Here is a 12,164-nt window from a genome sequence, read left to right as displayed (position 1 = left end):
TACAGTTCCAGCCGCTCAACCCCGCTCTGCAGGCACCGACGACAATTCAAAAGGGCTGCTGCTACGGCGTTGATTGCGGTCTTCTCGGGGGGTGGCGCCGAAGAAGTTGCGGTAGGCGCTGGAGAAGTGCGGACCGGACGAGAAGCCACAGGACAGGCCGATCTGAATGATGGACTTGCTGGTCTGCATCAGCATCTGCCGTGCCTTGTTGAGGCGCAGTTCAAGGTAATACTGGCTCGGCACGCGATTGAGGTATTGCTTGAAAATCCGCTCCAGCTGACGCCGCGAGACACACACGTGCTGGGCGATTTCATCCGTGGTCAGCGGCTCTTCGATGTTGGCCTCCATCAACAGCACCGCCTGGGTCAGCTTGGGATGGCTGGAACCCAGACGATTCTGCAACGGAATACGCTGGCGCTCGCCGCCTTCACGAATGCGCTCCACTACCAGTTCTTCGGATACCGCACCTGCCAGTTCTGCGCCATGATCGCGTGCCAGCACGGCCAGCAACAGATCCAGCACTGACATACCGCCGCACGCCGTCAAGCGATCACGATCCCAGTCAAACAGATGACTGGTGGCAATGACCTTGGGGAAACGCTCGGTGAAATCATCCTGCCAGCGCCAGTGCACGGCTGCCCGGTAACCATCAAGCAGTCCCAGTTGAGCGAGTGGATAAACCCCTGCTGACAGCCCGCCAATCACGCAACCGGAACGCACCAGCTGCTTGAGCGCCGAAGCCAGGGTGGAATTCACCGCCGCAGGTGGCTCATCCGCCAGCAAAAACAGCTTCTGGCAACCCTCCAGCCGCCCCGCCCACGGCTCGCCGGGCAATTGCCATGCACCCTCGGCGGGCGCTTCGGCTTGTAGAAACGACAGTTCGTAAAGCACTTCCGGGTGGACGCGCTGGGCGACACGCAAGGCTTCCTCGGCCAGCGCCAGAGTCAGGGCTTTGGTGCTGGGCCAGATAAGAAAACCAATTCGTTGAGCGGTCATGGCATGCAATCCGAAACGTGTCGCTGTTGTTGAAACTGTGTACACAGCTTATGGGGCGGGCGTCGACGCCCAGGCTGAATCTACTGCAATCAGCTCATGCTGCTTGCCGCGCAGCATGAACTGTTACGTCTCGAAAGGCATCGTCTAAACGTAGCTTTTCGTTACTTCAAGCTACCCGACAGGAACTGCTGCAAACGTTCGGACTGAGGGTTGACCAGCACTTCACGAGGATCACCGCGCTCTTCGACCACGCCTTTGTGGAGAAAGATCAACTGGTTGGAGACTTCACGGGCAAAGCCCATTTCGTGCGTCACCACGACCATGGTCCGGCCTTCCTGGGCAAGGGCCTGCATGACTTTGAGCACGTCCCCCACCAGTTCAGGGTCCAGCGCGGAGGTCGGTTCGTCGAACAGCATGACTTCCGGCTCCATCGCCAAGGCACGGGCAATGGCCACGCGCTGCTGTTCGCCGCCGGACATATGCCCCGGATAGGCGTCCTTGCGGTGAGCAACGCCTACTTTGGCCAGATAATGCTCGGCTTTTTCCAGCGCTTCCTTCTTCGACACGCCCAGCACATGCACGGGGGCTTCGATGATGTTTTCCAGCGCCGTCATGTGCGACCACAGGTTGAAATGCTGGAACACCATGGACAGGCGCGAACGCATGCGTTGCAGCTGTTTGGGGTCCGCAGCGCGCATGCTGCCGTCTTTATTGGCGACCAGCTGAAGCTCTTCATTGTTGAGCAGAATCTTGCCCGCATGGGGCTGTTCCAGCAGGTTGATGCAACGCAGGAAGGTACTTTTGCCCGAACCACTGGAGCCGATGATGCTGATCACATCGCCCGCTTTGGCGGTCAGGGAAACACCCTTGAGCACTTCATGGCTGCCGTAGCGTTTGTGCAGGTCCTGGACTTCCAGTTTGTTCATGCTTTCGGTTCTCACAAATGGGTCAGTCATTGAGCAAGCGACCCTGACGTCGGGCAGTACGACCCGCCACCTTGGCCAGCCAGAAACCCGGCTGGGCGTAACGCAATCGCTCGATGGCAAACAACACCCCGGCGGTATTCGAACAAACGGTGCTGACCCGGTCAGACAGCGGATCAATCACTTCAAACAGCGGCTCGCCCACCTCGACCCAAGACCCTGCTTCGCGCAGGAAAGTCACCACACCAGGGTGCGGGGCGAACAGCAATTCAGTGCCTTCGAACGGCATGCCTTCGCATTCCTGGTGGGCTGCCTGCGGCCAGTCACCCGTGATGAAACCCTGCTCGGCAAGAAACGCCAGAATGCCTTCGGCATGGGCTTCGGCCTCAGGTTTACCGGTATCCGCCTGACCGCCCAGCTCAATGGTGGTTGCCAGACAGGCAAGCGGGATCTGTGCATCAGGGAAAATCCGCGACAGGCGCAACCACGGCAGCGAACACGCCTCGTCGAACGAACTCCCGCCCGAGTCTTCGGCCAACAAGGCTACTTGCACATTCAAATGTGCGGTCAGCGAGCGCCATTGCGGCCAGTGTTGCGGCAAGGCGTACATGTGCAATGCAGCGTCAGCATCGCAATGCAGGTCGAGCACCACATCGGCCACGCATGCGTGACTCAGCAGAATCCGTTGCATGCCGCGCAGCTCACTTTCCGCCGGAGGCAGGTTGGCCAGCACCGTGGTCATGGCCTGACGGATCAACTGCACATTGCTGTGCGGGTCATCGCCCAATTGCCCTTCAAGCAACTCAGCCACCGGCTCGCTGAGCTCGGAGAAATCACGGTTGAAGTTCTTGCCGCTGCCGAATTCGAAGCGTCCTTGATGCGCACCTTGCAGCAACTGGCCCAGGCCAATCGGGTTGGCGACCGGTACCAGTTCGATAACGCCCTTGAGCGCGCCCTGCTCTTCCAGTTCAGCCAGGCGCTTTTTCAGCTCCCAGGCCGTGCGCATACCCGGCAACTCATCGGCGTGCAGGCTGGCCTGAATGTAGGCCTTGCGCTCGCCGCTGCCAAAGCGGAACACGCTCAGCTGGCGCTCCGTGCCGAGGGTGCCCCACGGCAATACATGATCGGTTCTTTGCATGTCAGGCCTTCCGGGGTGCGAGGTAGCCCAGCCAGCGGCGTTCAGCCAGCTTGAACAGGCGCACCAGAATGAATGTCAGGCACAGGTAGAACACGCCTGCGGTGATAAACGCTTCGAAGGGCAAAAAGCTTTCGGAGTTGACCGCCCGGGCCGCTCCGGTGATGTCGACCAGGGTCACGCTGGACGCGAGACTGGTGGTCTGCAACATCATGATCACTTCGTTGCTGTACTGCGGCAGCGCTCGACGCAAGGCCGAGGGCAGCAGGATGCGGCGGTACATTTTGGATTTGGACATGCCCATGGCGCGCGCCGCTTCAATCTCGCCCGCAGGCGTAGCTTTCAAGCTGCCAGCGATGATTTCCGCGGTATAGGCGCTGGTATTGATCGCAAACGCCAGACAGGCGCAAAAGGTTGCACTGGACAACCACGGCCAGAGGAAGCTTTCCCGAACTGCAGCGAACTGTGAAAGGCCGTAATAGATCAGATACAGCTGCACCAGCATCGGCGTGCCACGAATCACATAGGTGTAGAGCCAGGCTGGCAGATTCACCCACGGTTTCCTGGAAACACGCATCAGGCCCAGTGGCAACGCTGCCAACAGACCAAACGCCAGGGCCATGCCAAGCAACTCAAGGGTGGTCAGCAGACCTGCAAAGTACAGCGGCAGACTGTCCCAGATGACGTTGTAATCAAAAATCACAGGTCAGCCGCCCTAACTCCAACGGAGTAACGTTTTTCCACAAGACGCAGGGCCAATAGCGAAACACTGGTAATCAGCAGATAAATCGCGGCCACCGCCAGGAAGAAGGTAAAAGGCTGACTGGTGGCGTCGCCTGCCTGCTTGGCGAGAAACATCATGTCCTGCAGACCGACCAGCGAAATCAGCGCCGTCGCCTTGGTCAGTACCAGCCAGTTGTTGGTGAAGCCGGGGATCGCCAGGCGAACCATCTGCGGCACCAGAATTCTGAAAAACACTTTCGAATGGCTCATGCCGTAAGCAAGGCCCGCTTCGGCCTGCCCTTTGGGGATTGCCATGAAGGCACCGCGGAAGGTTTCCGACAGATAAGCACCGAAGATGAAACCCAGGGTGCCGATACCGGCAGCCAACGGGCTCAGGTCGATGTAATCGTCGTGACCGAGCATCGGCGCAATGGTGTTCAACGCACCCTGACCGCCGTAGAAAATCAGCAGGATCAGGACCAGATCGGGAATGCCGCGAATCACGGTGGAATACACGTCACCCAGCCAGGCCAGCCAGCGCACCGGTGACAAACGCAACGACACACCGATCAGACCCAGGACGATTGCCAGCGCCATCGACGACAGGGCCAGTTGCAGCGTCAGCCCTGCGCCCTCGAGGATGACAGCCCCGTAGCCATTCAACATGTTGTGCAGTCCTCATGGGTGTAAAAAATGGCGCTAGCCACAACACCGAAAACGGTTTCTGGCTGCGCCATCCGTGACGACAGGTTTACTTGCCGTAAACGTCGAAGTCGAAGTACTTGTCCTGAATCTTTTTGTATTCGCCGTTAGCGCGAATCGCAGCGATGGCGGCGTTGATGCGATCAACATTCGCCTTGTCGCCTTTGCGAACAGCAATGCCGATGCCGTCACCAAAGTAAGCCGGATCGGTGAATGCCGGGCCGACAAAAGCATAGCCCTTGCCCGAATCGGTTTTCAGGAAACCATCCTGCAGCAGGGTCGCGTCCGCTACTGTGCCGTCCAGACGACCAGCCTTCAGGTCCAGGTAGATTTCGTTCTGGGAGCTGTAGGACTTGATCACGGCGCCCTTGGGCTCAAGCACCTTTTTGGCGAAAGTGTCGTGGATCGTTCCACGTTGCGCGCCGATCGTCTTGCCTTTGAGTTCATCCAGGCTGTCGCTGACGGTGGTGCCTTCCTTCATGACCAGGCGCGCCTGAGTGCTGTAGTAGCGATCAGTAAAATCAACAGACTTCTTGCGGTCTTCGGTGATGGACATCGAGGACAGGATCGCATCAATCTTGCGCACTTTCAGCGCCGGGATCAGGCCGTCGAATTCCTGCTCGACCCACGTGCACTTGACCTTCATTTCAGCACACAGCGCGTTGCCGATATCGTAGTCGAAACCGACGATGCTGCCGTCCGGTGCTTTGGAGGCAAACGGAGGGTACGCCGCTTCAATACCGATTTTCAGAGGCTTTTCGTCTGCGAACACTGGCTGCGCCAGAACAGTCAGCGCCATTGCGCCAAGCAGCATGAGCTTTTTCATTGTCAGGACTCCGTCGGTAAAACACGACAAATGGCAACGTGAGCAAAAGCCCAGGATGCGAAGAGGACTATTGGAGATAGACGCCTGGCGGCTGGGACCGGTGTCCGGACCTGCAAGCCTGCGGCGAGTGAGCGGCATTTTAACGGGACGCTCGAAGTCGATATTTCTTCAATGCGACAACTAGTTACAAATGCACTGAAAATCACGGCGCGGGCATTGACAACCAAAAGTGGCTATGCAAAGGCGAAAAGAAGGATAACCCGTGATTACAGCAAAATGCGCGCCCATTATTAGCAAAGCCTTGTAATACGGCAAGGGTGGGATTGCCGCATGTTTATCTGCCAGCTATTTGAGTAGCCGATTCTTACAGACGTGAGGTGCATTGCCCCATAAGCGGGAGTGGCGTTACCGGAGCGCCGGGATCGGTAACAGCTCGATATATATCCTGGTTGGATGAAACCGAGATTTCGCGGAGCCTGAGGTTTTGTGCTACCCCAATCGCGAGCAACCTCTGCCCCCACAGGAATCACTGATGACGTGGGACCGGCTTTAGCCGGGAAGAGGCCGGGACAGACACTGAATATTTATCTGCAGAAATACCGTCTTCCCGGCTAAAGCCGGTCCCACGTCATCAATCAGCTTGCGGGGCAAACATAGAATCTCCCACATGAGATAGCGTTCTCCTGCGGGAACCGAGCTTGCTCGCGATCGGAACGCTGCGGTCTCGATCGGGAAAACAAAAAAGCCCCACCCGGCTCACACCGAATGGGGCTTTTGAAGCGCTGACTATCAGGCCACTTTCATGGTCTTGTGCGTGTCGATCAGATGCTGCACCACGCTCGGATCGGCCAGGGTCGAGATATCGCCCAGCGAATCGTATTCACCTGTGGCGATCTTGCGCAGGATGCGGCGCATGATTTTACCGGAACGGGTTTTCGGAAGGCCAGGCGCCCACTGAATCACGTCAGGCGAAGCAATCGGGCCGATTTCTTTGCGGACCCAGTTACGCAGCTCGTTGCGCAGCGCGTCATCCGGTACTTCACCGCCGTTGAGCGTCACGTAAACGTAGATACCCTGCCCCTTCAAATCATGCGGCACGCCGACCACAGCGGCTTCGGCAACCTTCGGGTGCGCAACCATCGCACTTTCGATTTCAGCCGTGCCCATGCGGTGGCCGGAGACGTTAAGCACGTCATCCACGCGCCCGGTGATCCAGTAGTAACCGTCCTCGTCACGACGCGCGCCGTCGCCCGTGAAGTACATGCCGCGGAAGGTCTTGAAGTAGGTATCGACGAACCGGTCGTGGTCGCCGTACAGAGAGCGTGATTGACCCGGCCACGAATCGAGGATGACGAGATTGCCTTCGGCAGCGCCTTCGATCAGGTTGCCGAGGTTATCCACCAATGCCGGGATCACACCGAAGAACGGACGCGTTGCCGAGCCGGGCTTGAGGGCCGTTGCGCCCGGCAACGGGCTGATCAAGATGCCGCCGGTTTCGGTCTGCCACCAGGTATCGACGATCGGGCAGTTTTTCTTACCAACGGTGTTGTAGTACCAGTTCCAGGCCTCCGGGTTGATCGGCTCGCCCACCGAACCCAGAAGGCGCAGGCTTGAACCGTCAGCACCTTCAACGGACTTGGTGCCTTCAGCCATCATCGCGCGAATGGCGGTCGGTGCGGTGTAAAGGATGTTGACTTTATGCTTGTCGATGATCTTCGACAGACGCGTGATGTCCGGATAGTTCGGTACGCCTTCAAACAACAGCGTGGTCGCGCCGTTGGCCAGCGGGCCGTAGACGATATAGCTGTGGCCTGTCACCCAGCCGACGTCGGCGGTGCACCAGTAGATTTCCCCTGGCTTGTAGTCGAACACTCGCTCGTGCGTCAGCGCGGCATACAGCAGATAACCGCCTGTGGTGTGCAGCACGCCTTTCGGTTTGCCCGTCGAACCCGAGGTGTAAAGGATGAACAGCGACTCTTCGGCCCCCATTTCTTTCGGCGCACAGATCTCGGACGCCACGTCCAGCAGCGAGTGATACCAGATGTCGCGATGGCGGTTCCATTCGATGTCGCCGCCAGTGCGTTTGCAGACGATGACTTTCTGTACGCTGGCGGTTTCCGGATTGGTCAGCGCCCGGTCGACGTTGGCTTTCATGGCGGTTTTCTTGCCGCCGCGCAGACCTTCGTCAGCGGTGATGACCACTTTGGATTTGCAATCGATGATGCGGCCAGCCAGCGCTTCGGGAGAGAAGCCACCAAAAACTACCGAGTGAATTGCACCGATGCGGGCGCAGGCCAACATGGCGACCACGGCCTCGGGAATCATCGGCATATAAATAGTCACAACGTCGCCACGATGGACATCCTGACCGCGCAAGGCGTTGGCGAACTTGCAGACTTCGGCATGCAGTTCGCGATACGTGATGTTGCGGCTTTCGGAAGGATCGTCGCCCTCCCAGATGATTGCGATGGTGTCGCCGCGCTCTTCGAGATGGCGATCCAGGCAGTTATAGGCAACGTTCAGGGTGCCATCGGCAAACCATTTGATGTCGACACGGTGGTCGTCGAACGAGGTCTGCTTGACCGAGGTAAAAGGTTTGATCCAGTCCAGACGCTGAGCTTGTTCACGCCAGAAGCCATCGGGATTGACCACCGACTGCTGGTACATGGCCTTGTAGGTCGCCTCATCGGTCAGCGTGCTCGCTGCGACTTCTGGGCGGACGGGGTACAGGGAAGCTGCACTCATCTTGGTTACCTCGGTGGATAGTTGTTGTTTTATGCCCCTGTTGTATCCGCCTGTCGGCGTCGGGACCATTCGACGATGGTCTTACCGATCAGATAAACAGGCCCGTGCTTCCCATTGAAAGGGACAGGCAAGATCGTAGTCAACCGTTCATAAGCCTCTGGCTCGGTGCTCTCAGGGATTGTTGTCAATTCGCTCAATAGTGTTTATCAAAAGTGTTTCTATATGAAGTTCGGTGACAGGCATAGAATCGACTTCGCCAAACAAGGCACATGATTAATAACTGACAGCCCCCCACGGCGAGTTGATTATCCTCTGATACAGGCTTCACACATCGCTCTACAAGGGCGATGTGCCCCCTTTCGAACTCAAGAAGGTAAAACTGAAATGAAAGTTTCACTGTTGGTTCTGGCACTCTGTGGTTTCAGCACATTTGCAATGGCTGAAGAATCAGGAGCAAAAGTTGCTGCCCAACAAGCTCGCGTCGAGCAATACACCTACGGCAGCCATCCGGATATTGCCAAAGTCATCTCCATTACCGCCATCCCTGACGTCTGCAAGGTTGTACCGATGCGCATGACCTATGAAGACTCCAAAGGCCAGCAGCATGTGATGGGCTATCAGGTCATGGGTAACGGCTGCAGTAATAGTTGAGTGACATCCGTCAGGCAATTATGGGTAGGAGGCAACTTGTTGGCGAGAAGGTGTGTCAGGTAAATATTTGCTGATATGCCAACATCTCGCGAACAAGTTCGCTCCTACCGACAATTATCATCCGGCTTGCTGAAAGTACTTAACCCATAATCCCGTAACTTGTTAGCCACCGTTGTATGGGAAACACCCAGCCGCTTCCCAAGTTGCCGACTGCTGGGATATTCCGCATACAAACGTTGCAATAACGCTTTTTCAAAACGGCCAACTATCTCATCCAGCCCACCGTCCATGGAAAACTCCGCCAACGGATCGCGCACGCCGTAATCCGGCAAACGGATGTGCTCGGCCTTTACCGTGCCGCCTTCGCATAACGAAACGGCCTGGAACAAGACATTTTCCAGTTGCCGGACATTGCCCGGCCATTGGTAATGACTCAAACGCTCCATGGCAGCAGTCGCCAGCCTGGGCAAAGGACAGCTTATCTGACGGCTGGCCTGATCCAGAAAGTGCTCAACCAGAGGGCCAAGACCATCCAGGCATTCACGCAACGGCGGGATGTGCAGGGTCAAGACGTTAAGGCGGTGGTAAAGGTCCTGGCGAAACTCACCCTTCACACACAACTCAGACAGGTCAACCTGAGTCGAGCACATGATACGCACATCGAGAAAAACATCTTCGTCGCTGCCGACCCGCCGGAAGCAGCCGTCCTGCAGAAAACGCAGCAATTTGGCCTGCATGCGCGAACTGAGTTCGCCCACACCATCCAGAAACAGCGTGCCTCCCGCCGTCAGCTCCAACAGACCCAGTTTGCCCTCGGCTCGCGCGCCGTCGAACGCGCCCGGGCCGTAACCGAACAACTCGGTCTCGGCCATGGCATCAGACAGGCCCGAGCAGTTCATCGCCATCAACGGCGACTGCCCACGGGGGCTGGCGAGGTGGCAGGCCCGGGCCAGCAACTCTTTGCCGGTGCCCGTTTCACCTTCAATTAATAAAGGTGCGTCCAGCGGCGCCATGCGCCGAGCTTCACGCACTACCGCTGCCATGACTCTGGAGCTCTGGAAAATGCTGTCAAAACCGCGCAGTTCTTCCTTACGGACCTGATAGATCTGCTCACCGACCCGGTCAGCACGATGCAGGGTCAACACTGCCCCCGCCATCGCTTCGCTGTCGTCATGGCGCGACTGCAAAGGCGCAATATCAGCAAGAAATACATCCCCCCGAATGGTCACTCGAAGGCCATTGATCCGGGACTTGTTGCTGCGGATCAGCTCAGGTACATCAAGGTCTTCGGCGTAACGCGACAACGCAATACCCGGCACTTCATCCACCCGCACGCCCAGTAATTGAGCGGCAGCCCGGTTAGCCGCGACGATTGAACCGCCCATGTCGATGGACAGCACCGGAAACTCCAGCGCGCCAAGCAATGCGTCTAACTCCATATGCCGCCGCTCACTGGGCATTAGCCCCACCCGCTTGACGCCAAAGACGCCGGTAATGGCTTCGAAGCGCGGGCGCAATGACTGAAATTGCAGATTGATCAGATTCGGGCAGTGTAGATAGATCGCGTCGCCGTGCTCCCCGCCCACCTCGCCCCGGGCGACGTTGACGCCGTAGGAGGCCAGCAGATCGAGAATGTCGCGAGTCATACCGATGCGGTTTTGACAGTGCACTTTGATGCGCATGGCGGATGAGTCCTGTGGCTGTTGTTATTTTTATGATGATGCGAAAGATAGCGTCAAGAATTCGTGACAGCTGAATCCCGAAAAACTCACTTGATCGCAAGATAATCAGGTATTCGCCAACCTCGTAAAGATTTCTTTACGAAATTTCGCTAATACTCGCCACGTCAGTTCAAAACACCGAAAGTCTGCATGGCTGAAATGCGCTATTGATGATCCTGGGCGTTCGTAACAAACCCAATAAAAAGAACCCCAGGGAGAGTGGCATGAGCTCTACGAAATACGTGGCACGCGAACCCGACGCCCATGGGTTCATTGACTACCCGAGCGCCGAGCATGAGGTTTGGAATACCTTGATCACCCGACAGATGAAGGTGATTGAAGGCCGCGCCTGCCAGGAATACCTCGACGGCATCGAGCAACTGGCTCTGCCTACTGACCGCGTTCCGCAATTGGCGGAAATCAACAGCGTTCTGTGTGCGACGACCGGCTGGCAAGTGGCGCGGGTTCCGGCGCTGATTCCGTTTCAGACCTTTTTCGAGCTGCTGGCCAACAAACAGTTTCCTGTGGCGACGTTCATTCGCAGCCAGGAAGAACTGGACTACCTGCAAGAGCCGGATATCTTTCACGAGATCTTCGGCCACTGCCCGCTGCTGACCAACCCGTGGTTCGCCGAATTCACTCACACCTATGGCAAGCTCGGCCTCAGCGCCAGCAAAGAACATCGCGTCTATCTGGCACGCCTGTACTGGATGACCATTGAGTTCGGGCTGGTCGATACACCGCAAGGTCGGAAAATCTATGGGGGAGGCATTCTTTCCTCTCCAAAAGAAGCGGTTTACAGCCTGTCGAGTACGCCGGAACATCAAGCGTTCGATCCTCTGGAAGCCATGCGCACGCCTTACCGTATCGATATCCTGCAACCCTTGTATTTTGTGTTGCCGGACTTGAAGCAGCTATTCGACCTGGCCCAGGAAGACATCATGGGGATGGTCGGGCAAGCTATGCAGCTGGGTCTGCACGCACCGAAATTCCCGCCTAAAAATCCGTCCACTCCCCAAGCGGCCTGAACAGGAAACCCTTCATGACCCAACTATCCCAAGCCAGCTGCGAAGCCTGCAGTGCCAATGCCCCGCAAGTCAGCGAAGCCGAACTGCCCGTGCTGCTGAAGCAGATTCCGGACTGGAACATCGAGGTCCGCGACGGCGTGATGCAGCTGGAAAAAATCTATCTGTTCAAGAATTTCAAGTTTGCACTGGCATTCACCAATGCGGTGGGTGCGATAGCCGAAGCAGAAGGTCATCACCCGGGCCTGCTGACCGAATGGGGCAAAGTGACCGTGACCTGGTGGAGCCACTCTATCAAAGGCCTGCACCGCAACGACTTCATCATGGCGGCGCGAACGGATGAGGTGGCCAAGGACGCTGAGGGGCGTAAATAGGGTTAGCGGTATTTCAACGCTGACACCAACCTGTGGGAGCTCCATATTGGCGTGCAAGCTGATGTACGACGTGGGACCGGCTTTAGCCGGGAAGGCGGTTTTTCTGACAACCTGGGTTCAGTGACTGCACTGGCCTCTTCCCGGCTAAAGCCGGTCCCACGACATTGGGCGCCCACGGGATCGCATCACAAATAGTTCAGAAATCCCTGTCTCGACGCCGGACAATAAAATCCGGTTTTTGTTTCCGCACATGACCAACGGTCGAGATAAAAGTCTATCTGTCATTATCTCTGCTGTATCCTGCACAAGCTTTTTAGAAGCACTGGTTCTGCCCAGCAACTAA

At 57.1% G+C, this 12,164-nt stretch carries 11 protein-coding genes; 3 read left to right on the top strand and 8 right to left on the bottom strand.

Annotated elements, in window-relative coordinates; genetic code table 11:
- Positions 1-15: 15 nt before the first annotated feature.
- From argR to acs, 7 genes are all read right to left on the bottom strand, one after another.
- Complete coding sequence (argR, locus tag H8S59_RS16025) at positions 16-996, bottom strand: transcriptional regulator ArgR (protein ID WP_087273887.1); 981 nt, start codon at positions 994-996, stop codon at positions 16-18.
- 161 nt (positions 997-1,157) lie between these two features.
- A complete protein-coding gene (locus H8S59_RS16020; RefSeq protein ID WP_027900073.1) occupies positions 1,158-1,922 on the bottom strand; it encodes an ABC transporter ATP-binding protein in 765 nt (254 codons plus the stop codon).
- A 22-nt stretch (positions 1,923-1,944) separates the two neighbouring features.
- Entirely contained in the window at positions 1,945-3,057 is a 1,113-nt protein-coding gene (locus tag H8S59_RS16015; protein WP_187522061.1) for a succinylglutamate desuccinylase/aspartoacylase family protein, read from the bottom strand.
- 1 nt (position 3,058) lies between these two features.
- Complete coding sequence (locus H8S59_RS16010; RefSeq protein WP_187522060.1) at positions 3,059-3,757, bottom strand: ABC transporter permease subunit; 699 nt, start codon at positions 3,755-3,757, stop codon at positions 3,059-3,061.
- Positions 3,754-4,443, bottom strand: coding sequence for an ABC transporter permease (locus H8S59_RS16005; protein ID WP_187522059.1), 690 nt, complete (start codon positions 4,441-4,443; stop codon positions 3,754-3,756). Before H8S59_RS16005 ends, H8S59_RS16010 begins: the two co-directional genes overlap by 4 nt.
- A gap of 85 nt (positions 4,444-4,528) precedes the next feature.
- On the bottom strand, positions 4,529-5,305 hold the full coding sequence (locus tag H8S59_RS16000) for an ABC transporter substrate-binding protein (protein WP_095094616.1): 777 nt from the start codon (positions 5,303-5,305) through the stop codon (positions 4,529-4,531).
- A 789-nt stretch (positions 5,306-6,094) separates the two neighbouring features.
- Entirely contained in the window at positions 6,095-8,050 is a 1,956-nt protein-coding gene (acs, locus tag H8S59_RS15995; protein ID WP_027898010.1) for an acetate--CoA ligase, read from the bottom strand.
- Between the two features lie 384 nt (positions 8,051-8,434).
- On the opposite strand from acs, the gene H8S59_RS15990 reads away from it, so the two are divergent.
- Positions 8,435-8,701, top strand: coding sequence for a DUF2790 domain-containing protein (locus tag H8S59_RS15990; RefSeq protein ID WP_087273874.1), 267 nt, complete (start codon positions 8,435-8,437; stop codon positions 8,699-8,701).
- 104 nt (positions 8,702-8,805) lie between these two features.
- On the opposite strand, the gene H8S59_RS15985 is transcribed toward H8S59_RS15990, so the two are convergent.
- Complete coding sequence (locus H8S59_RS15985) at positions 8,806-10,383, bottom strand: sigma-54-dependent transcriptional regulator (protein ID WP_187522058.1); 1,578 nt, start codon at positions 10,381-10,383, stop codon at positions 8,806-8,808.
- A gap of 263 nt (positions 10,384-10,646) precedes the next feature.
- Between H8S59_RS15985 and phhA the strand changes: the two genes are divergently transcribed.
- A complete protein-coding gene (gene phhA, locus H8S59_RS15980) occupies positions 10,647-11,450 on the top strand; it encodes a phenylalanine 4-monooxygenase (protein WP_187522057.1) in 804 nt (267 codons plus the stop codon).
- Positions 11,451-11,464: 14 nt separating this feature from the next.
- Positions 11,465-11,821 (top strand): 4a-hydroxytetrahydrobiopterin dehydratase, encoded by a 357-nt coding sequence (locus H8S59_RS15975; RefSeq protein ID WP_095094622.1) that lies wholly within the window; start codon positions 11,465-11,467, stop codon positions 11,819-11,821.
- The last annotated feature ends 343 nt before the right edge of the window (positions 11,822-12,164 follow it).

This window comes from Pseudomonas folii (assembly GCF_014357575.1).
In the GTDB taxonomy this organism is placed as follows: Bacteria; Pseudomonadota; Gammaproteobacteria; order Pseudomonadales; family Pseudomonadaceae; genus Aquipseudomonas; species Aquipseudomonas folii.
The sequence above is the reverse complement of the archived record's forward strand: the minus strand, read 5'-3'. Positions and strand labels throughout refer to the sequence as shown.

Excerpts from the sequence above, each read along its gene's own strand:
- H8S59_RS16000 (WP_095094616.1), bottom strand. The coding sequence starts at position 5,305 with ATGAAAAAGCTCATGCTGCTTGGCGCAATGGCGCTGACTGTTCTGGCG.
- H8S59_RS15990 (WP_087273874.1), top strand. The coding sequence starts at position 8,435 with ATGAAAGTTTCACTGTTGGTTCTGGCACTCTGTGGTTTCAGCACATTT.
- H8S59_RS15985 (WP_187522058.1), bottom strand. The coding sequence starts at position 10,383 with ATGCGCATCAAAGTGCACTGTCAAAACCGCATCGGTATGACTCGCGAC.
- argR (WP_087273887.1), bottom strand. The coding sequence starts at position 996 with ATGACCGCTCAACGAATTGGTTTTCTTATCTGGCCCAGCACCAAAGCC.
- phhA (WP_187522057.1), top strand. The coding sequence starts at position 10,647 with ATGAGCTCTACGAAATACGTGGCACGCGAACCCGACGCCCATGGGTTC.
- H8S59_RS16020 (WP_027900073.1), bottom strand. The coding sequence starts at position 1,922 with ATGAACAAACTGGAAGTCCAGGACCTGCACAAACGCTACGGCAGCCAT.
- H8S59_RS15975 (WP_095094622.1), top strand. The coding sequence starts at position 11,465 with ATGACCCAACTATCCCAAGCCAGCTGCGAAGCCTGCAGTGCCAATGCC.
- H8S59_RS16015 (WP_187522061.1), bottom strand. The coding sequence starts at position 3,057 with ATGCAAAGAACCGATCATGTATTGCCGTGGGGCACCCTCGGCACGGAG.
- acs (WP_027898010.1), bottom strand. The coding sequence starts at position 8,050 with ATGAGTGCAGCTTCCCTGTACCCCGTCCGCCCAGAAGTCGCAGCGAGC.
- H8S59_RS16005 (WP_187522059.1), bottom strand. The coding sequence starts at position 4,443 with ATGTTGAATGGCTACGGGGCTGTCATCCTCGAGGGCGCAGGGCTGACG.